This is a genomic window from Paenibacillus sp. NPDC056933, from assembly GCF_042674385.1.
In the GTDB taxonomy this organism is placed as follows: domain Bacteria; phylum Bacillota; class Bacilli; order Paenibacillales; family Paenibacillaceae; genus Paenibacillus.
In genome coordinates, this window is the sequence record NZ_JBHUQN010000002.1 from 615,378 (window position 1) to 637,229 (window position 21,852).

A 21,852-nucleotide genomic window follows, 5' to 3' on the forward strand; every position below is an offset into this window, starting at 1 on the left:
CGTTCTCCGGTTACCCCAGTTGACCCCGTCACTCCTGTTGCGCCTGTACTTCCACTTACACCAACACCGGTGGCTCCTGTAGCTCCCGTATCTCCAGTGACACCAGTCGCACCGGTCACTCCTGTCGTACCTGTGGCTCCTGTACTTCCGGTTACACCAACGCCAGTGGCTCCCGTGACTCCTGTATCTCCGGTTACCCCAGTTGCACCGGTCACTCCTGTGGCACCTGTGGCTCCTGCTCCGGCAAGTAACGTGTAATCCGGCGATGTGCTTGGGGTCCCGGTTGGCGATGCTACATTTGCAATATACGTACTGCCGTTGAATGTTACCACCTGGCCGGTTGGATACGTTGGGGCTACTACTGGGTCAAACGATACAACTCCTGTAAGGCCGGCACCCGTTGCACCGGTTCCCCCTGTATTCCCAGTCGCACCCGTATTTCCTGTCACACCAATACCTGTTGCACCTGTACTTCCTGGTACTCCAGTGGCTCCAGTTACACCAGTATCACCAGTATCACCTGTAATCCCCCTTACACCAATCCCAGTTGCTCCTGTCGCTCCCGTTGCTCCTGCTCCGGCAAGTAATGTGTAATCCGCGGAAATGCCCGGAGTTCCTGTTGGCGACTCCACATCCGTAATGTACGTACTGCCGTTGAATGTTACCACCTGACCGACTGGATACGTCTGATCTACTGCCGGGTCAAACGGTACTATACCACTTAAACCTATGCCAGTTGTCCCGGTTACTCCCGGCTCACCTGTCGCTCCTGTACTCCCCGTTACACTAACTCCTGTGGCTCCAGTTGTACCCGTAGCTCCTGCACCTGCAAGCAATGTATAATCCGGTGATGAGCCCGGGGTTCCTGTTGGAGAAGCCACATTTGTAGTATAGGTATTACCATTGAACGTTACGACTTGACCCGCTGGATAGGTTGGTGCTACCGCAGGGTCAAACGGTACCGAGCCCGTTAACCCTGTCCCTGTTGCCCCGGTTGTTCCGCCTGCCAAAAACAGCATATAGTCTGGAGAACTGCCGGGTACACCCGTGGGTCCATTCACATTTACAGCATAAAGACTACCATAATACGAAATCACTTGACCTTGTACATAGCCAAGAGACTGAGCTGGATCAAAAACGGAAATATCATACAGTCCAACTCCTGGCAACCCCTGCGGACCTGGTACGCCTTGGGGACCTACAGGACCTACGGGTCCAGCTGTCCCTCCTGGCCCGGCTGGACCTGGCACCCCGGGTACACCTGGAACTCCTGGCACTCCCGGTGGACCTGGAGGGCCAGGGGCTCCGGGTGTACCAAACGAACTTGTGGCACGACTTAAAGATACAGATATGGATCGAATCAATCCGACCAGTTTATCTTTTTCGTCAGATGGAACTTCCAGAAGCAATGTGACGCTTAATAAATCATCTAGTAGATTTTGTAATTTACCCGCCAAATTGATGACCGCTACCGGCACAACTTCAGAACCTGCAATTGTGAGTTCCAACACAGATTGCAGCTCTGCTTTCACCCCAGGACGAAAACTGGTGGTATTAACGAAAAGGAGTAAATTCCGTAAACTGTTTTGTAAAGCCAAAATATGGGCCGCAGTAGGCTGGCTGACCGCGACCGGAATAGTCACAGTGAGAGAGCTCAAAATAGACTGAAACTGCTCCACTTCACTGGATGTTATTGGAATAAACAGTGATCCCGCTCGAAATGATCTTCCTTCCAGAAAAGCCTTAATATTAACCCGTTTTCTTTCATCAGGCATGCGAAATCCAATCCTCCTTTTACTTCCTTGTTTTTAAACTTATGTTACATAGGAGGCAAAATTATCTTGGACACTTTTTTATGCAAATAAAAGTGACTTCTTATGTTCCACGTTGAACAAGATTAAACGGTACTGTTCAACAAAAAAGCACCCTCCACAGGAGGGTGCTTTCGCACTTTTTGTATGAAATCGGGCTATTTCGAGGAATCCACAGGAAATTGTAAAATAAACTCCGTACCTTCACCAAGTACACTGTTGACATTAATGGTGCCGTGATGCGCATCCACAATATTTTTCACAATCGCCAGACCCAGTCCTGTACCGACACTTTCCCCTCGAACACGAGCCTTATCCGCTTTGTAGAATCGTTCAAAGATGAATGGCAGATCCGAAGATGGAATGCCTACCCCTTCATCTTTTACAATCACTTTAGCTGCAGGTGTCCGCAGATCTGTTAAGAATTCTGCTGATATGACAACATTTTTGCCCGACGGTGTGTGCCGGAATGCATTATCCAGCAAATTCGTAAACACCTGTTCAAGCCGATCTTCATCGGCCTGGTGAAGTTCAATGGAAGACTGTCTGCATTCAAACCGAAGATGAATATCCTGTTCCTTAGACCGTACGGAGAACTTCCTGTATACCCGTTCAAGCAGCTCAACCAGGTCAACTTCCTTTACGGCCATATCCGTATGTCCCGCTTCCATTCGGGCAAGATCAAGCAGATCCTTAACCAATCTGCCCATACGTAAAGACTCATCATGAATAACTTGAATTAACTCTTCGCTTTCTTCTGGAGAAGCCGCCATTCCATCCAAAAGAGCTTCACTATATCCTTGCATCATAGATAGTGGAGTTCGTATTTCGTGAGATACGTTTGCGACAAAATCACGACGCATTTTCTCCAATCGCACTTCTTCCGTTACATCACGAAGCACGGCTACAGCACCTCGTACGACACTATCAGCATATAAAGGCGCCATCTGAACAGACCAGACTCCCTGTTGCACATGCACGTTAGAGTTCTGATCCCTGCCTTGTTCCATGACCGCTTTGAACAACGGAACGAGCGGTTCGGGCACTTCCCGTGAAGAGCTAGCCGAACTGTCCGATTCATTTCCTTCACCCATCTGCTGCGCCCAGTCAAGATCACACCATGCCTGCATGATTTTCTCTCCAGGCGGATTGGTCAGAATCACTTTGCCCTCACCGTCGAATGTAACTACTGCATCAGTCATACTTCTGAGAACACTCGCCAAATGTTCCTTCTCATGGTTAAGATTGCGGATATTATCTTCCAACTGTGCAGCCATATGATTAAAAGTATTTCCCAATTCACCGATCTCATCACTCGTCACAAGGGAGAGACGCGTACCGTAATTTCCTTTACGTATGGCATTCGCTGCCTGGATTAACTGCTGCATCGGTTGCGTAATTTTCGTAAAAAGAAACAACGCAAAGAAGGTCGTCAGGCTGAAACCGATAATACAAACATATGTGAACAAACGCTTGATATCTCTAGACTCAGACTCAGCAAAATTTGTATCAATATACGGCAGCAAAAAAAGACCCAGCGCTATGAGTACACAGCCCACAAGGCAAATAATGGTGATCCATAACTTCCCGACCAGCGATCTCCAGAAATTGAAACTATTTCGGTACTTCCAGTTTATAACCCACACCCCACACTGTCGTAATCATCGCCGCTGATTCAGGCGATACTTTGTTTAGCTTCTCACGAAGACGCTTCACATGCGTATCTACAGTACGAAGATCACCAAAGAATTCATAGTTCCATACATCCTTGAGCAGTTCTTCCCGGGAGAAAACTTTGTCTGGTGATGTCGCAAGGTAATGCAACAGTTCATATTCCTTAGGCGTAAGACTAATCTCTTCTCCACCCGCAGTCACCCGGTGAGCGTCATGTTCAATGACCAAATGCGGAAATACAATATTGTTACTCGAATTACTCTCTTTCGAAAGGTAGGCTGTCGCTGAAGATCGGCGCAAAATCGCCTTCACCCGGTAAATTACTTCACGCGGACTGAACGGCTTAACTACATAATCATCTGCCCCAACTTCGAAGCCCTGAACGCGGTTAATTTCTTCGCCTTTTGCAGTAAGCATCAACACCGGCGTTGATTTTACCTGACGCAGACGTGTACATACTTCAACGCCGTCCATACCCGGTAACATTACATCAAGCAAAATCAAACCATAGTCACCCGCAGTTGCTTTTCGCAGCGCAGTTTCCCCGTCTTCCGCTTCATCAATTTCATAACCTTCTTTTTCGAGATACATTTTCAAAAGTCGGCGGATTCTCTCCTCGTCATCCACAACCAGTATACGGTTCTCATGTTCAGCCATTCCACTCCAGCCCCTTTGCAATAACTCCTCATTACTTCTATTATGTTCGATCTGGCGAACAATATTTGAAAGCCCCTATTGAAAGAAGGGGCTTTCACATATGTTTCATGGATCTCTCTCCGGAACTTCACGAAAACAAAACGTCCTACCCTAGTCTGCCCCGGCGTAAGAATGCAACCCTGCGATGATTAAATTCACACCCACGAGCGTAAACATAACGACCAAGAATCCAAGCACAGCCAGCCAAGCAGACTTGCGGCCCTGCCAGCCTCTGGACAAGCGCAAATGCAGATACACACTATAATATAACCATGTTATCAGTGCCCACACTTCTTTGGGATCCCAGCCCCAGAAGCGGCTCCAGGCAATCTGGGCCCAAATCATGGCAAAAATCAATGCACCCAGCGTAAATATAGGAAACCCGATAGCAATTGCGCGATAACTAATTTCATCCAGATCATCGGCATCAATACCATCCAGCATCGGTTGTAGTGCTTGCCCAAGCGGTTTTCTTACGATTAAACGAATAAGACCGTACAGAATCAGCCCTACAATCAATGACCAGACTACTGTATTCAGTTTACGCCCGGCATTAACTCCATTCATCCAGGAAGGCGTTTCAAGCAAAGGTTCCTTCATGCCAAGAAACGGTTTGATACTTTCCACTTCGCTATTATAAGGTGCGAAAATGGGAGGCATGCGATAAACCACTTTCTCTATTGTACTATTTTCCTGTACCTCTGTGTCAATGCTAGTGGTTTTCTGTACAAAAACCGCCTCATATCCGGAAGCACGGAAAGCAAATACAATTCCGATAAAACCGACGACTACCACAATTGTAATCATCGTGAATTCAACCCATCCACGCTGGCGTCTGGAAGATTTGTCCTTGCCACTAAAGTCGACGGTACGCAACAAATACATGAACCCAGCTGCAAAACCTACGGCGAAGAATGCTTCTCCAAAGGCGGCCAAAGTCACGTGAATCTTGAGCCAAATCGACTGCAAAGCAGGAATCAGTGGCTGCACTTCCTGAGGAAATACGGCGGCATATGCCATAATTATGATCGTAAGAGGCAATGCGAATAATCCCAGCAAGGATTTACGATAAATTGCGTAAACTACAATAAATGCCACCATAATCATCATGGATAGAAAACTCATAAACTCATACATATTACTTACCGGTATATGGCCTGCACCCGCCCAGCGAGTGCCAAAAAAGATAAGATGTGCAGCCAATGCAAAAGTTGAAGCGATAAAGGCCCGCTTTCCCCAACGATCTAGATGAGCCTGAGGATCGCGATTACTCCATTTCTTTCCCATAACGGCAACGCCATATAACATAAATGCAGCACAATATAGAAAAAAAGATACGATAAATGCGTCGCTGCTGAAATCCAATAAACTCATGCTTGGTTCCCCCCGTTATCCAACGACTTCTCATCCACTTCCACATTCAACTGTTTCAACACAGCTGCAACTTCACGTCTGAAGCCAAACCAGTTTTTGTTGGTATGTCCGCCCAAGGTAAGCTGTCCAGCATCTATCCGAATCCAAATGCGTCGATGGTGCCAGTAAAAGCCCATAACCAGACCCAACATTACGATTCCAGCCCCGATCCATACAAAAGGCATGGCCTTATCGATACGTATATTGAGGTAACTCACGGATTGAATGATATCAACCTTGTCCATACTGTCCACTTCCAACTGCAGAGGAATTTCTCCTCCATTCAGCTGTGTATTAATCGCATCCTGTTGAAAACGCTGTTTGTCCACCTGCTTTGCAAAATACAAATACTGCATGCCATTTTCGGGCAAATCCGGTCCTTTGATGTTAAATAGAAAGGCAGGCGCATTAGGCGAAGGGGACTTTGATTTGGGTTGTCCATTATCATCCAATGCAAAATCCATATATTTTTCTTTGACTGTCAAACTATAGGCTCCAGCTTCGAACGTTCGCTGCGTATCCACCATATCAATTTGGATGGAACCATACCGCTCACCCGTCTTGGTATTGACCAGATCAGGTGTTACCGAACGGATCGTTGGCGTCAGATCATAATCAAACTGATACGCTTTCAATCCGTTATAATTCAATGGATGGTTCACTTGAACGTCATGCCTGGCCACCTCGGACAATTGAGGTTTCTTTGAAGGGTCTGAACAATCTGCAGTACATTCGTACAAAACCACTTTGGTTTCGAACAGTTTTGGAACCGTTTTGTTCAAGTTACGAAATTGTTCAGGCACTTCATCTTCTGTGTAAAACTCTACGTTGAACTGTTCATTCTTTAGATACATGGATGTATTGGGGATTTTCTTGATCTCCCCTTCAGGAAATGCAACATGTTCATCCAGATTCAGGCCAGGAAGCCCCCGTGCAAGTACTGCCAGTAGAAAAATAATCAGTCCGATATGGATAACATACGGCCCCCAGCGACTGAATCGCTGTTTTTCGGCCAGCAATGCAGCACCCTCGGTGTGTACACGATATCCTTTCTTTTTAAGCGGCGTAACCGCTTTCTTGATCCAGTCTTCTGGAGCCTCTTCAATAGGGCCTTGGTACACCAGACGCTGGCGTGTAAGAAACTGCAAGTGTTTCCGTATTTTTTGTTTATTCAGTGCTTTGTATAGCGGAAGTACCCGGTCAAGACTGCAAATGACAAGTGAAGCACCGATCAGGACCAGCAGCAAAATAAACCACCATGACTCATATGTATGGGACAGACCCAGCAGATAATAGATATGACCCAACTGACCGTATGTGTCCTTGTAATAAACGGATGGATCAATATTAAGAAAGGTACTTTCTTGTGGATAGACCGTGCCGAGCATGGAACCAACAAGTGTCAATACAATCATGTATACGGCAATTTTGACCGACGAAAAAAAGTTCCATATGCGGTCGATGATTTTGGGATTACTACGCTGCGAACGCCGCGCCATACCATCATAGCGCATTTCAAGTAATTCATCCGATTTAACCTCAGCCTCCAGCAGCGGCTTGCCGCATGCTTCACACAGCACGGTGCCTACCGGATTCTGGTGTCCGCACTCACACTTCGTATTCTGAAACACGACTAGACCTCCTGTCAGGGCTGCTTCGCCAGTTGTGAAATTTGAGCGTCAAGTGTGTCCAAGTCAAGTTGACCGATATGAATGGTGGAGATTTTACCCGTGTCGGAGACAAAAAATGTGGTTGGCATTGGAGATATGCCGAAATCCCGGATCGAATTTTTGTCCCGGTCAAGCATAATTGGAAACGTTACGCCCACCTGTTGCACAAAATTTTCCACGGTCATCTGGTCTTCACCTACATTGATACCAACAAATTGCACACCCTGGTCCTTCCATTTGTCCGCTTGCGCTTGAAGTGCAGGCATCTCTTTGACACAAGGCTCACACCATGTTCCCCAGAAGTTGATCACCATGGCTTTGCCTTTGTACTCCTCAGACGTATGAACTTGACCATCCAGGCCCAGCAGTTCGAAAGAAGGAGCTTTGTCTCCTTCTTTCGGTTTGCCATTCGAGCCGGATACCGATGTAGTAATCGCATATCCGCCCAACACCAGGATCAATAACAAAATAACGATTTGCACCGCTCTTCTTGATTTCCCCATGTGCTGCTCCCCTTTTAAGTAACTATCATTCAGATATAACCGTCTCGGACAACTGTGAACATCCTATGAACAATTATAGCGAATTTCGTCACAAAACTGCGGCGGTTTTATGAAGATTATGTGTCCTCACATTACCTTTTTTTCATTTTTTTGGCGGGTTCTGATTTTGCGAGGGTAATTAGGTTGTTGACTTCCTCTTTGGTCAGATTGCGTGTGAGTCCACGTTTCAGGTTTTGCAGCAAAATGCCACCGAACGAGATCCGTTTCAGACGTGTTACCGGATGGTTAATCGCCTCGAACATACGTCTAACCTGACGGTTACGCCCTTCGTAAATTGTGATGGAAATTACGGCTTCATTCCCTGCCGTATCCACATCCTTGTATTCGACTTCTGCAGGAGCTGTCATACCGTCATCCAGCATAATGCCTGTCTTTAATTTCTCCAGGGCTGTACCATGCGGAACCCCTTTAACGGTTGCTAGGTACGTCTTCGGTACATGATGCTTTGGATGCGTCAGCAAATGAGCAAACTCTCCATCATTCGTCAAAATCAGCAAGCCTTCCGTGTCATAATCCAGACGACCAACAGGATAAACGCGTTCTTTGACACCTTTAAGATAGTCGGATACAATTTTCCGGCCTTCCGGGTCTGAAGCACTTGTGATAACACCTTTCGGCTTGTTCAACATCATGTACACTTTCTTTTCACTGCGGATCGGTTTTCCATTAACCGTAATCATATCCTCTTCGGGGTTCGCTTTCGTACCCAGTTCGGTTACGACCTCCCCGTTAACTTCTACTTTGCCGGACAGGATCAGTTCCTCGCTCTTGCGGCGGGATGCAATGCCTGCCTGTGCGATAATTTTTTGTAATCTTTCCATGTTTGTCATGTCACCTCACACTAATGATACCCATCAAGGCCGAAAATCACAAGGATAATCCATCGATTTTGTAAACGCAGTGGCTGAAAACGCCTTTTGACCTGTGTTTAGCTATGAATTCAGACCAAAAAGCTCACCTTTTCACTGCCTGTATATAACAGGAAGCGTCAAGGTGAACCTTTCACTTTCAATCATATGTAACCACTAAAACGAATAAGGTTAACTGGCTACTTTGCCGGCTACAACGACCTGTTTTTTGGCAGGTACTGCGCTCTCTTTAATGAAGGATTGCAGCGTTTTGGAAGTAATAAAATAAGTGCGTCCTCCGTATACAAAGGTCATCATGCCAACAACCTGATTGTTCTGATCCAGAACTGGGCCACCTGAATTGCCTTGTGCCACCGATTTTACGATACTGCCAATGCCCTTCTTGCCTGGGACGTCTGAATCTTGTGAATTAAATACTCGGCTCTTGGCTATCGTATTGTAGGTTGCAGGAAACTCCTCGTCCAACAGTACGAGTTCCCCAGCAGGATTTTTGGGAAATCCAATTGTATAGACAATTTGGTTATCCTTGCTATTCGCGAACGTCACGGGTTGTGCATCGATTGCTTTGTCCAGTTTGAGCAATGCCATATCCGTCACCGGATCTGTTTTGATGATTTTGGCCTTCACAGGCTCATCCAGTTGACCTGGGCTCGCTACAGTCAGTGTTCCTATGTCCCCGTCAGACAGTTCAGCAATATCCTGAACGACATGATAGTTAGTGAGCACTTCATCCTTGGAGATCAGTATTGAGGTACCCACATCATAATATACTGTATCGGGTTCATCCTGTTTCTCCAGACGTACGTTCACAACGGGGAAAGAATCCGCAGAAACGGCCAGTTGAGCACGCAATTGTTTATCGAAATAACCCGTAAAATGAATCGTATTAACGGCTTGAGCCGCGGCCAGCCCCGTCTGTCCTCCTAGCAACGCAATAGCAAGCATACCTGACATTCCAAAGCGGAGCATTTGTTTCCAACTCTTTTGCATGTTCCCACTCTCCTCCGCTATTATTCTAGCATAATTCATATATCGGAAGGAAAGGGCAACTTTTTTATCCAAATACAATTAAACAAATGACCAAGGCAGCAATGAAACCAACCACATCAGAAAACAACCCGACTTTGAGGGCATAGCGGCCATTACGAATGCCTACTGCTCCAAAATAAACAGTCAATACATATAGAGTTGTATCCGTACTCCCTTGAATCGTGGAAGCCATGCGGCCAATCATAGAGTCAGGACCATAGGTCTTGATCAGATCTGTCGTAAAAGCAAGTGAGCCTGTCCCGGTCAAGGGACGCAAAATGCCAAGCGGCAATACTTCTCCCGGAACCCCCATCCAGGACACGAGTGGAGCGATCAGACTAATCACATAATCCAGTGCACCGGAAGCCCGAAATACACTAATCGCGACCATCATGCCTACCAGATGAGGAATAATGCTAATTGCCGTGGAAAATCCATCTTTGGCCCCATCAACAAAGGATTCGTAGACCGGGACCTTTTTGGTGAACGCATATAATGGTACAAACGCGATAATAACCGGAATGGCCCAGACGGAAATCCAGTTGATGAAGGTTAACAACGCTACTCATCCTTTCATAGCGGGATTGTCACTTTTATGTACACGCGGCGGTCTGTGAAGTGCCCTGTTGCGGTACCAACGATCAGCAACGATGGCTGCAAATGTCGCGACAATCGTTGCCATCAGTGTTGTCCCTACAATTTCCGTAGCATTTGCGGAATGATAATTGAGCCGAATGGCTATCAGGGTTGTTGGAATAATGGTGATACTCGCTGTATTCAATGCCAGTAAGGTACACATGGCAGGGGACGCCGTTTGTTTATCCGGATTCAATTCCTGCAGTTGCTGCATGGCTTTGATCCCCATTGGGGTAGCCGCATTGCCGAGGCCAAGCAGATTGGCACTCATATTGGATAAAATGTAGCCCATGGCTGGATGATTCCGCGGAACATCGGGAAACAAATAGCCGACGACCGGACCCAGCAGCTTCGCAATCCGGCCCAGCAGCCCCGCATCTTCAGCCATTTTCATCATCCCCATCCAGAACACGAGCACACTGATCAGCCCAAAACATACGGTTACTCCGGTTGCCGCTCCATCAAAAGCCGCCTGGGTAACGATTTCAATTTTCCCCTGTGCTGCAGCAAAAACAAATCCCGTTACGATCATAATAAGCCAGATAAGATTAATCAAAAGATAACCCTCCCCTCAACTTCAATATCTGTTTGTTTCAGAGGAACAAACTTAGCATTCAATTTTTTCGGCAATTTGGATTTATGGAGATAACAGATGACTTAATACCGCGCGCCAGGCCGCCGCCCACGAGGAAACATCGGCAATTCCGCCCCATGTTGAATCCTCTGTCTTCGGTTCCGGCGGAATATAACTTCCCTTGTGGTATACAGGGATGGAGCCCACAAGTTTCCCGTCAAGCTGCATATCAATTCTGCCAGCCAGTCCAAAAGAAGGATCTGTCGGTTTGGCATCTGCCTCTGAACCTTCCTGAATACGATTTTCGAGTAAAATAAGCTTTTTCGTCAATGAGGATGTCTCACTCTTCGCCAAAGGATAGATGAACCCGCGGCCTGTGACCACATCCGTGTTTTGTACAGGCTGTTCCTTTTTTGCAATTTCCACCAAAGGGAAGTTTTCAAAACCAAAATCCAGCATACGCGCATGATCATTCCAGTCATCGCCATCGTTCAAGGTTACCGCAGCAAGCTGTTGTCCATCGCGTGTTGCAGAGCTGACCAAACAACGGAACGCCTTTTTGGTATACCCGGTCTTCACCCCATCGGCTCCTTCGTAAAGCCGCAGCATTTTATTTTTGTTTTGCCAGGAATACTCCCAGCTTTCATTCGGATTTGGAGCCTTCTTGTTCTCCGTCGCTACAATTCGTTTGAAAACCGGATTCTTGAGCGCATATGCTGTTAAGCGTGCCAGATCATTGGCGGTGGAGTAATGACCGTCGGCGTCAAGTCCATGAGGATTCATAAAATGGGAATGGGTCAGACCCATTTGCTCTGCCTTCTTGTTCATTAAGAGTACAAAACCTTCTTCAGATCCACCGACATGTTCAGCAATTGCCGAGGCCGCATCGTTGCCTGATCGAAGCATTAAACCATATAACATGTTTTCAAGCGTCATTACTTCGCCCAGTTTGAGATAGAGAGAAGACCCTTCTTTGGCAAAGGCCGAAGAAGTCACTTTTACTTTGTCATCCAATTTACCGTGTTCAATCGCTACAATGGCCGTCATGATTTTGGTCAGGCTGGCAATTCTGAGTTCTTTGTCCCCATCTTTGCTGTACAAAATCCGGCCCGACGTCACATCAATGAGAGCAGCGCTTTGCGCATGAGTTGAGGGCCCCGGTATGGTTCCTTGGGCTTCTGCGAGCCTAAATGAAGGAAACAGAAACAAAGGTACAAGCATACATGCCACAAATTTCATTAATTTTCGCATCAATTCATTCCTCCGGGTCACTTGGAATCTTGTACTAGCTTATGTCTGGACAACCCGAAGTATGTCCCAGTGCAAGAAAACAGCAAAAATCCCTTTCGCACATTCACTGCGGAAGGGATTTTGAGCGAATCATTTAGCTGAACGTTGAAGGATTAGGTGTGACAGGTATACCGGACTCCGAAGGTTGTTCCGTATTACGATTGCGGAACATGTCCTGAATTCTGTCCATCACATATGGTGTGGAATCAATCAGTTTCTCGAACAGATGCGTTGAATTGTCAAGCGGCACAATGTGAACACCTTGTTTTCCAACCACCAGGAACGCAATAGGACGAATAGATACGCCGCCCCCACTACCGCCTCCGAATGGAGAAGCAACCGACGCAGAGCTGGCATGCTCAGTGGCGCTTCCAGCACTCGCTTTGCTGCTTCCTCCATCATTTACATGAAAATCACTGCCACCTGCAGCAAATCCGAATCCTACTTTACTGATTGGCAGAATGACGGTACCGTCAGGTGTTTCTACCGCATCGCCCACGATTGTATTGACATCCACCATGGCCTTGATATTTTCCATTGCGGTTTCCATTAAGCCTTGAATTGGATGATCTGACATTTAAATCCCCTCCAGTTTCATTATAAGCTAGGTTTGATCTAACCATATCATCCCCAAACTTGAAGGGAGTTATGTAAGTGAGTATTTCTCGAATCTAGCCAAAATCACGGGGCAAGAACTTGTCACATTCCGGTGTTGGTGGTTGGCAACCTTATACTCATCTTTGTGACTGTATAAAAAGAGGACACCCGCCTTCTAAACATCCTATTTGGTATGATGTCTTCTCAGCTTTTTCTTGCGTCTGCGCCGTTGTTCCTGCAAAAGTTTGAACCACATACGCCATCCTCCCTCCACTTGCAGTACACGGGTTAACAACATAAATCCTGCAATCAAAAGCGCTGTAATTCGAATTTTCATTTTCCAATCCAGTTCGGTTTGAAACTCCATATCATCTTCCCACACCGGCACAACCTGCAGGACTGGTGTTCGTTCAAAATGGATTTGATAAGACAAATATCCAATTATGCTCGACTTGATACTCCACACCCACCCAATGAGAATAGCCGTGTACGCTGCATCGCCCACGCCCACACGAGTTGACCAGAACATATGAGTCACATGCACACGAGTGAGCGTTTGCTTGACCCAGAGCTTCAGTGCATCCGTTGCCCGAAGCATGACTTTTACATTTTTTGTCCATTTTTCAACTTTTCGTTTGTTGACACGCTCGCTACCCTGAGACTCTCCTCTTGAATGATTCATTCGCTGTTCTGTTTTTACCAGAAATCCTTCCTTCCAATTACGAAAGACGATGCTGGGAATTTCATAGTTGATACGTACAATGCCATAGAACATACGAATCGTAATTTTGGCATAATCATCATGATTCTGTTTACTGAATGTAAAATGCACATGAACATACGAGATGAGGACTGCGGCAAGCAGCAGTGCGATCAACAAGCCGATTCCTCCAAGCCAAATCCACACAGGCCTTACCTCCAAGCCCTCAATTCTTATCATGTCTAGTATGACACTCTATATAGGAAAAAATTCACGTCCGACCTGAAAATTCCATTCTATCTTCCGACATACCCAATCAACTATTCGAAAAGACAACAAAAAAACCGGCTCCCCTTTAGGGTACCGGTTATCATTTAAATCAATATTATGAATTAATGGAATCATCTTCAATGTTGATATCGTGCATATCCTCCGTACTTTCATTGTCATCCAGATTTGTATGTTCCAGATCCAATTCCACAGGCTGCACATCCAGCTTTTCAAAGAGCAACTGTGTCTCTTCCTCCAGATTCTCGGAATCTTCAAACAAGCCCGGCTCGGGCAGATCTTTGAGTGAAGCCAAACCGAAGTAATCCAGGAATGATTTGGTTGTTCCATATAGAATTGGGCGTCCAATCGCCTCAGCGCGTCCCACTTCCTGAATCAAATCCTTGTTCACAAGCGTGTGGATGGCGCGTTCTGACTTCACTCCACGGATCTCCTCAATCTCTACCCGCGTGATCGGTTGACGATACGCTACAATCGCAAGTGTCTCTAGTGCGGCCTGGGATAGGGAGGTACGTGCAGGTGAGTATGCCAATTTCTCAAAATACGTCGCATGCTCCGGCAAGGTACCCAACTGCACAACCCCTGCAATTTTAAGAATTTGCACGCCTCTCCCCTGGTTGGCAAATTCAGCGATCATTTCCTCAATCGCGTCGGACACCAACTCCACCCGCTGATCTACGATTTCGGCAATTTGTTTGATGCTCAGACCTTCTTCTCCGGACAAAAACAACAGGCCTTCAATAATCGATTTCAATTTCGGAAAATCCATGATTCTTTGTTTCCCCTCTCCACTCCATAACAATATCCTCAAACATCCGCTCCTGATAACAGACAATCTGCTTCATCTTCATCAGCTCCAGCACCGCCAGAAATGTGACAACAATCTCATGCCGATAGATCTGGTTATCCAACAGTTTTGAAAATAACAGTCTGCCTCCTGGCCCCATGCTTTCCAAAGCGCCGATGACATCACGGATGCGATCCTTAACCGATATTTCATCCCGGTGGATCCGGGTAACGGTTGTCCGCTTCTCCGCCTTGCGCAGCGCCTTCTGAAATGCAGCAATCAGATCCGAGGTATGCAACCCTTCCACCGGATTAGATTGTGCTTCTACGGGCATATACGGTCGCAAATCCTCGGGCTCTTTGGAAAAAATAAGGCTGCGTTCCCACTCCCGCTCATGTAAATGACGCGCAATTCCCTTGTATTTGCGATATTCAATCAGACGTGCAATCAGCTCAGCACGTGGGTCATAATCTTCTTCTTCCATATAAGCATAATCCTCAAAGTCCTCGATTACCGGTGGCTTGGGCAGTAAAAGTTTGCTCTTGATCGACAGAAGTGTTGCCGCCATTACCAGAAATTCACTCGTAATATCCAGCTCCAATTCCTGCATCGAATGCAGATACGCCATATATTGATCGGTAATATCGCTGATGGGAATATCCTGGATATGAATCTCTGCCTTATCGATCAAATGAAGCAGCAGATCCAAAGGCCCTTCAAAAGTCTCCAGTTTGTATGTCACTACCGTCACTAGACGAATCCTCCCGCCAGAAAAATAAAAACCCCCGCTAAGCCGCCGAATCCGGTCTCCCGTTTTCGTCTGCGCAGAGCAGGGCACTATATTAAATAAGCACTATTTTAGCTGTTTCGTCAAGTTTGCCATTTCAATAGCGGCAGTAGCTGCATCCCAGCCTTTATTTCCTGCCTTTGTCCCAGCACGCTCAATGGCCTGTTCAATATTCTCTGTGGTAACTAGACCAAAGATGGTAGGCACGCCTGTTTTCAGGTTAATTGCGGCTACACCCTTAGCCATCTCATTGCACACATAATCATAATGTGTCGTAGAACCACGGATCACCGTACCGAGCGTAATGACCGCATCGTATTTTCCACTTTCAGCCATTTTTTGTGCAATCAACGGGATTTCAAAGGCACCTGGAACCCAGGCTACATCCACTTCATCATCTTGTACACCGTGACGTTTGAACGCATCCAATGCTCCACTAAGCAATTTGCTTGTAATGAATTCGTTAAACCGACCCACGACAACTCCATATTTTAATCCTTCCGAAACCAAATGTCCTTCAAAAAAGTGTGGCATTCATGTCATCTCCCTAATCGTATTATATGATGTACGTAGCTGATCTTCGGCAAAATATTTCACCTTATTTTACTTCAGAACAGCCACTCAGTTTTTTTCTTCATTCTGCTCGATATCGTCGAATTTCAACATATGACCAAGCTTCGCCTGCTTCGTATGCAAGTAGGCCGTATTATCCTCGTTCTCTTGCATCTGAATCGGTACTCGTTCTACCACTTCCAGCCCGTAGCCTTCAAGCCCTTTAATTTTGCGCGGGTTGTTGGTTAATAACCGGATTTGGCGAACACCAAGATCCTTGAGGATTTGGGCACCAATGCCGTAATCACGAAGATCAGCAGCAAATCCAAGCTTCAGATTGGCATCTACAGTGTCCAGACCTTCTTCTTGCAACTTGTAGGCTTTGAGTTTGTTGATCAATCCAATGCCACGGCCCTCCTGTCTCATGTAGAGCAGAACGCCATTACCTTCTTCATGGATCTGTTTGAGGGCTGCATCGAACTGCGGACCACAGTCACAACGATGAGAATGGAATACATCCCCTGTCAGACATTCGGAGTGCACGCGGACCAACACAGGCTTCGAACCGTCAATCTCTCCTTTAACCAAAGCTACGTGCTCTTTGTTATCCACCGCATTGGTATAGGCTACCGCTTGGAATTCGCCAATATCCGTAGGCATACGCACAGCGACTTCGCGTTGAACAAGCTTTTCCTTTTCATTCCGGTAACGAATCATGTCCTGAATACTTATGAGCTTCAGATCATGTTTACGCGCAATCTCCTGAAGATCTGGAAGTCTGGCCATCGTACCATCTTCCTTAATCACTTCACAGATGACACCGGCCGGGTATGAGCCGCACATAATAGCGAGATCCACAGCCGCTTCCGTGTGTCCGGCACGCCGCAGGACACCCCCATCTTTCGCGATAAGCGGGAACATATGCCCCGGCTTGCGGAAATCTCCACTTTTCGCTTCTGGATCGATCAAACCCTTCACTGTTATGGAACGTTCATGTGCCGAGATGCCCGTTGTCGTATCTTTATGATCTACCGAAACGGTGAATGCCGTTCCATGAAAGTCCGTATTTTGTTGAACCATTGGTTTCAAATTAAGTTCGTCCGCACGCTGCTGCGTGATGGGAACACATACCAATCCTCTGCCTTCGGTAATCATAAAATTGATTACTTCCGGTGTAGCCTTCTCGGCCAAAGCGATAAAATCGCCTTCATTCTCCCGGTCCTCATCATCTACCACAATGACAGGTTTCCCCCGCATTAAATCGTAGATCGCTTCTTCTATAGGGTTCAGAATGGATTGTTCTCCTGACATAAGTCCCCCTCCAGTTTCCATTTCAAATTATATTTGTATTCAAACAATTAGTTAAGCAAATCCGTGATTAGCTAGGAAATCCTCACTGATACTTTTCGGCTTGCCTGCACCAGTCTCCTGATGTCCCTTACCGTAATGCAGCAGATGATCCACATATTTGCCCAGAATATCACACTCAATATTGATGGTATCACCCGTCTTTTTGACATTTAATACCGTTTCACCAATGGTATGTGGAATAATGGACACAGTGAATGCAGTCTGTGAAGTATGCACAACTGTTAGACTAATTCCATCCAGGGTTACGGACCCTTTGGGTATCAGATATTTAAACAATTGCGTATCATCAGGTTTGATCTCGAAAACAATCGCATTCTGGTCACGTGTAATGCTGCCAATAACGCCAGTGCCATCTACATGACCCTGAACGATATGTCCGCCAAAACGTCCACCAGACAGCATGGCTCGCTCCAAATTGACTTTGTTGCCGGATTGCAATTGACTAAGATTGGTATGGCGGTATGTCTCGGGCATTACATCAGCTGTAAATCCCCCGGCCTCCAGGGTTGTTGCAGTTAAGCATACCCCGTTTACAGACACACTATCGCCAATCTTCAAGTCATTCATGATGGCGGAAGCTCCGATATTCAGGACCATCGCTTCGCCTTTCCGACCTATGCGCCGGATCTGACCGACTTCTTCCACCAAACCGGTAAACATGCTGCCGCCTCCTTTATTTATTTCGTTAACATAAATGTATTTATTCTGGCCACACCGGAATTCCGCCAATGCTGATATTATCTCCAACTTGCTCAATTTCCAGCTGATGCAGTTGAATGGCCTGACTCATGCGCTCCACACCCTCGAAGCGGAAACTGCCTGGTGTATCGTATCCTCCGACAATTTTCGGAGCAATGAACATAAGCAGTCGGTCTACCAACCGAGCTTCCAACATAGCACCATTCAGTGTGCCTCCGCCTTCAAGCAGGATTGAACCAATCTCACGTTCACCGAGCTTGCTGAGTGCACTCAGCAAATCTACACGCGGTCCAGGACCACAACGTATAATCTCCACACCGTATGCTTCCAAACGCTCAGCTGCTTCAGTGCTCGCTTCATCCGTTGTAAGCACCCAAGTTGGTACAAGACCATCCTTAACCATTTTGGAGCCTACAGGCAGACGCAGCTTGGAATCCACAACGATCCGCACCGGGCTGATCCCTTCCACCTGCAGACGAGTGGTCAGCTCCGGATTGTCAGCAATTACAGTTTCCACACCAACCATAATTCCTTGATGACGATGACGTAGAGCATGCACAATCTCGCGTGCCGGCTCGTTAGAGATCCATTTGCTGTCACCGCTACGAGTAGCGATTTTGCCATCAAGAGTAGTAGCCGTCTTTAAAGTTACAAAGGGAAGACCTGTTGTAATGTATTTAATGAATTTTTCATTCATCCGTCTGCCGCGCTCACGGAGGACACCCACTTCAACTTCAATCCCTTGTTGGCGCAGCATGCTGATGCCTCTGCCGGAAACTTGCGGATTCGGATCTTCACAGCATACAATGACACGTTTCACTTTCTCGTGAATGAGACGTTCGCTGCAAGGAGGGGTCTTGCCATAGTGACTGCAAGGTTCGAGTGTAACATACACTGTACTGCCTTCAGCATCGCTGCCCGCCATATTCAGTGCATGTACCTCTGCATGGCCCGTCCCCCGTTTCAGGTGACTTCCCAGGCCTACGATACGCCCCTCTTTCACAACGACACAACCTACAACCGGATTTATTCCTGTCTGTCCTTGTGCCCGTTCTGCCATATCCAACGCCAGCGCCATATAAAATTCATCATTAATCATTTCCAATCCGTTCACCCCACGGTTAAAATCTGAGTTATTGTATTGACCTCCCTTCCAACTGAGAGGCATGTTCCATATCTAATAAAAAATCCCCGTCGAACAATCCGTTCGATGGGGATGATGAGAGACATGTGTCATCAGCAATACTATTGATACAGTACCAACAACACTTCGCCCAAAAACTTCATTTCAGGCAAGTGAAAGCAGACACATACCTTAATGAACTTCATTTACAGGTAAAGAGCTTCTATGATGTGGCATATGTATGAAGATTTCCGAATGTAACCGGATTTCTCCCTGTACAGAAAATGAATTCGTCAAAAACTGTACAGCAACAATACTGCGGAATGCGGCCCGTTAGGACTGCACCCTCTCCTTCTCCCATCCAGACTATACTGTCGGTTCTGGAATTACACCAGATCAGCCATCTGCCACAGGCAGACAGGTCACGGACTTTGCACTTCGTGCTGGATTGACATCCTCACACGACTGCATCACCGCCGGTAGGGAATTACACCCTGCCCTGAAGGATTCGCTTTCGTTATTAATTGGATGTTAGCACTTTAATGCCAAAAAATCAATTATTTTTTGTTCCTTTTTGTCACATACTAACTTTTAATAAGCTTAAGTGTAATAAAAAACCGTCTCGCCAAAGCGAAACGGTTTCCTTACAGAGATCCTGATTAAGCTTCTACAACTTCAACAGTCTCCATTTTGTCTTTACCTTCAAAAGCATCTACGAACTCCATACCTTTGGTTACTTTACCAAATACAGTATGTTGACCATCCAAATGTGGTTGCGGTTGGTAGCAGATGTAGAACTGGCTTCCGCCTGTGTTACGGCCTGCATGTGCCATAGCCAATGTTCCGCGCTCATGTTTGTTCGGGTTGATCTCACAGTTGATTGTGTAGCCTGGGCCACCTGCACCGGTACCGTTAGGGCATCCGCCCTGAGCAACGAAGCCCGGAATAACGCGGTGGAATACAAGACCATTGTAGAAACCGGAGTTTGCCAGCTTCTCAAAGTTTGCTACTGTGTTTGGAGCTTCTTGATCGAACAGATCGATTACAACTTCTCCGCCGTTTGCCATTTTGATTTTCGCTTGTTTCGCCATATGTAAATGACTCCTTTCGTATTGACCATCGTTAATGGTGCCAGAACGCATTGACCCTGGGCCAAGCTTTATAGCACTTTTCTTAGTGTACACCGAAAATGGATGGATCGCAAAATAATCAGCAAGATTTTTTTCGAAATCCACCCTTATAGATGCAAAGAAGACAAAAAAGGAGCGCTCCTTTTTTGTCTTCTTTATTAACAATTCAGCATCGTTCTCGAATTAACGAGTTACAGGCTGCTTAGCAATACGCTCAGGAACGAGGTCATTCTGGATAATGTCCTGATACGTCTCACGGCGTACCACAACATCCCCTTGACCGTCTTTGACAAATACTACTGCCGGACGACGAATCCGGTTGTAGTTGCTTGCCATGGAGTAATTGTACGCGCCTGTGCAAGCTACTGCGAGCAGATCGCCGCTTTGTACTTTGGGCAGTTCCAGATCCCAGATCAGCATATCGCCGCTCTCACAGCATTTACCAGCAACCGATACCGTTTCATGAGCAGCCTCATTCGCACGATTGGCAAGTACTGCTTCATATTTGGACTCATACAGTGCCGGACGCGGATTATCTGTCATCCCGCCATCAACAGCCACGTATTTACGAACCCCTGGAATGTCTTTGCTTGTTCCAACGGTGTAGAGTGTTGTTCCCGCTTCACCCACGATGCTGCGGCCTGGTTCAACCCAGATCTCAGGTACGGCATAGCCGATTTGGGCAAAATGATTTTTAACCGCATCGGTGATGGCTTTTACGTATTGTGAAACTTCAAGCGGAGTATCTCCATCAATATAGCGAATACCAAAGCCGCCGCCCAGATTAACCACTTTGAATGCAACGTTAAGACGCTCATACACCGCTGCTGCAAATTCAGCAACGCGTTGAACTGCCATCTGGAAACCTTCAACTTCGAAAATTTGTGATCCGATGTGTGAATGCACACCGAGTAAAACTAAGTTCGACTGCTTGGAAGCAAGTTCAATCGCTTCGAATGCAGTTCCGTTCCCGATATCGAATCCAAATTTCGAATCGGTTTGTCCTGTGGAGATATATTCATGCGTATGGGCCTCAACACCAGGCGTCACACGAAGCAAAATGTTTACTTTACGATTTTTGTCCGCTGCTACAGCTTGCAACAGATGCAATTCATTGAAGTTATCAACAACAAAGCATCCAATCTCCGCATCAAGCGCCATTTCAATTTCTTCCAGTGTTTTGTTGTTGCCATGGAAGTGAATACGCTCTGCCGGGAAGCCAGCTTGCAGTGCAGTGAATAATTCACCATCGGATACAACATCCAATGAAAGTCCTTCTTCCGCAGCAAGAGCACACATGGCCATTACGCAGAATGCTTTACTTGCATAAGCAACTTGAAAGCCCAGTCCGGAAGCACGGAATGCTTCCATGTACTCTCTGCAGCGCTCGCGAACCAGTTGCTCGTCCACCACGTAGAGTGGAGTTCCGAATTGTTCTTTCAAATCCGTTGTATCCACGCCACCAATTTCCAAATGTCCTTGCGCATTTATTTTACTTGTACCATGTAAATACATATTCTGCATTCCTCACTTTTTATATACTGGAACAGCTGTTATTCCAATGATTTTACACCAGTATATCAAATTAGTGAA

Annotated in this window: 21 protein-coding genes and 1 riboswitch; all 21 genes read right to left on the minus strand. The window is 46.5% G+C overall.

Going from position 1 to position 21,852, the window contains the following annotated elements:
• On the minus strand, window positions 1-1,775 hold a 1,775-nt coding region (locus ACFTRD_RS17720; protein WP_379382314.1), incomplete at its 3' end, for a collagen-like repeat preface domain-containing protein.
• 194 nt (window positions 1,776-1,969) lie between these two features.
• The gene (locus tag ACFTRD_RS17725) at window positions 1,970-3,370 is read right to left on the minus strand and encodes an ATP-binding protein (protein WP_379383106.1); all 1,401 of its coding nucleotides are present in this window, start codon (window positions 3,368-3,370) and stop codon (window positions 1,970-1,972) included.
• Between the two features lie 55 nt (window positions 3,371-3,425).
• Window positions 3,426-4,142, minus strand: coding sequence for a response regulator transcription factor (locus tag ACFTRD_RS17730; protein ID WP_017687664.1), 717 nt, complete (start codon window positions 4,140-4,142; stop codon window positions 3,426-3,428).
• Window positions 4,143-4,292: 150 nt separating this feature from the next.
• Window positions 4,293-5,555, minus strand: a complete 1,263-nt coding sequence (gene ccsA / locus ACFTRD_RS17735; RefSeq protein WP_379382316.1) for a cytochrome c biogenesis protein CcsA — start codon at window positions 5,553-5,555, stop codon at window positions 4,293-4,295.
• Window positions 5,552-7,225, minus strand: coding sequence for a cytochrome c biogenesis protein ResB (resB, locus tag ACFTRD_RS17740; protein WP_379382318.1), 1,674 nt, complete (start codon window positions 7,223-7,225; stop codon window positions 5,552-5,554). The genes ccsA and resB overlap by 4 nt, the downstream gene beginning before the upstream one ends.
• A gap of 14 nt (window positions 7,226-7,239) precedes the next feature.
• On the minus strand, window positions 7,240-7,767 hold the full coding sequence (locus ACFTRD_RS17745; protein ID WP_053784499.1) for a redoxin domain-containing protein: 528 nt from the start codon (window positions 7,765-7,767) through the stop codon (window positions 7,240-7,242).
• Window positions 7,768-7,898: 131 nt separating this feature from the next.
• Window positions 7,899-8,648 (minus strand): pseudouridine synthase, encoded by a 750-nt coding sequence (locus ACFTRD_RS17750; protein ID WP_024634051.1) that lies wholly within the window; start codon window positions 8,646-8,648, stop codon window positions 7,899-7,901.
• 219 nt (window positions 8,649-8,867) lie between these two features.
• Window positions 8,868-9,686 carry a S1 family peptidase gene (locus ACFTRD_RS17755; RefSeq protein WP_379382321.1) on the minus strand — a complete coding sequence of 273 codons (819 nt, stop codon included), beginning with the start codon at window positions 9,684-9,686 and terminating at the stop codon, window positions 8,868-8,870.
• Between the two features lie 64 nt (window positions 9,687-9,750).
• Entirely contained in the window at window positions 9,751-10,284 is a 534-nt protein-coding gene (locus ACFTRD_RS17760; RefSeq protein WP_024634049.1) for a spore maturation protein, read from the minus strand.
• Window positions 10,285-10,290: 6 nt separating this feature from the next.
• Window positions 10,291-10,917, minus strand: a complete 627-nt coding sequence (locus ACFTRD_RS17765) for a nucleoside recognition domain-containing protein (protein WP_379382323.1) — start codon at window positions 10,915-10,917, stop codon at window positions 10,291-10,293.
• Between the two features lie 81 nt (window positions 10,918-10,998).
• Window positions 10,999-12,186: a serine hydrolase gene (locus ACFTRD_RS17770; protein ID WP_379382325.1), complete on the minus strand. Its 1,188-nt coding sequence runs from the start codon at window positions 12,184-12,186 to the stop codon at window positions 10,999-11,001.
• A 133-nt stretch (window positions 12,187-12,319) separates the two neighbouring features.
• Entirely contained in the window at window positions 12,320-12,802 is a 483-nt protein-coding gene (ytfJ, locus tag ACFTRD_RS17775) for a GerW family sporulation protein (RefSeq protein WP_379382327.1), read from the minus strand.
• A 204-nt stretch (window positions 12,803-13,006) separates the two neighbouring features.
• Window positions 13,007-13,729, minus strand: coding sequence for a DUF2953 domain-containing protein (locus ACFTRD_RS17780; RefSeq protein ID WP_379382329.1), 723 nt, complete (start codon window positions 13,727-13,729; stop codon window positions 13,007-13,009).
• 178 nt (window positions 13,730-13,907) lie between these two features.
• Window positions 13,908-14,579 carry an SMC-Scp complex subunit ScpB gene (gene scpB, locus ACFTRD_RS17785; RefSeq protein WP_379382331.1) on the minus strand — a complete coding sequence of 224 codons (672 nt, stop codon included), beginning with the start codon at window positions 14,577-14,579 and terminating at the stop codon, window positions 13,908-13,910.
• The gene (locus ACFTRD_RS17790; protein ID WP_062324409.1) at window positions 14,548-15,348 is read right to left on the minus strand and encodes a segregation and condensation protein A; all 801 of its coding nucleotides are present in this window, start codon (window positions 15,346-15,348) and stop codon (window positions 14,548-14,550) included. The genes scpB and ACFTRD_RS17790 overlap by 32 nt, the downstream gene beginning before the upstream one ends.
• A 102-nt stretch (window positions 15,349-15,450) precedes the next feature.
• Window positions 15,451-15,918 (minus strand): 6,7-dimethyl-8-ribityllumazine synthase, encoded by a 468-nt coding sequence (gene ribH / locus ACFTRD_RS17795; RefSeq protein WP_024630943.1) that lies wholly within the window; start codon window positions 15,916-15,918, stop codon window positions 15,451-15,453.
• Window positions 15,919-16,005: 87 nt separating this feature from the next.
• Entirely contained in the window at window positions 16,006-17,247 is a 1,242-nt protein-coding gene (locus ACFTRD_RS17800) for a bifunctional 3,4-dihydroxy-2-butanone-4-phosphate synthase/GTP cyclohydrolase II (protein ID WP_379382334.1), read from the minus strand.
• 51 nt (window positions 17,248-17,298) lie between these two features.
• Window positions 17,299-17,967 carry a riboflavin synthase gene (gene ribE, locus ACFTRD_RS17805; RefSeq protein ID WP_192268449.1) on the minus strand — a complete coding sequence of 223 codons (669 nt, stop codon included), beginning with the start codon at window positions 17,965-17,967 and terminating at the stop codon, window positions 17,299-17,301.
• A gap of 40 nt (window positions 17,968-18,007) precedes the next feature.
• On the minus strand, window positions 18,008-19,111 hold the full coding sequence (ribD, locus tag ACFTRD_RS17810; RefSeq protein ID WP_379382336.1) for a bifunctional diaminohydroxyphosphoribosylaminopyrimidine deaminase/5-amino-6-(5-phosphoribosylamino)uracil reductase RibD: 1,104 nt from the start codon (window positions 19,109-19,111) through the stop codon (window positions 18,008-18,010).
• Window positions 19,112-19,474: 363 nt separating this feature from the next.
• A riboswitch (FMN riboswitch) is annotated at window positions 19,475-19,640 on the minus strand.
• A gap of 148 nt (window positions 19,641-19,788) precedes the next feature.
• Complete coding sequence (locus ACFTRD_RS17815) at window positions 19,789-20,220, minus strand: peptidylprolyl isomerase (RefSeq protein WP_379382338.1); 432 nt, start codon at window positions 20,218-20,220, stop codon at window positions 19,789-19,791.
• 222 nt (window positions 20,221-20,442) lie between these two features.
• The gene (gene lysA, locus ACFTRD_RS17820; RefSeq protein WP_379382340.1) at window positions 20,443-21,774 is read right to left on the minus strand and encodes a diaminopimelate decarboxylase; all 1,332 of its coding nucleotides are present in this window, start codon (window positions 21,772-21,774) and stop codon (window positions 20,443-20,445) included.
• Window positions 21,775-21,852 lie beyond the last annotated feature (78 nt).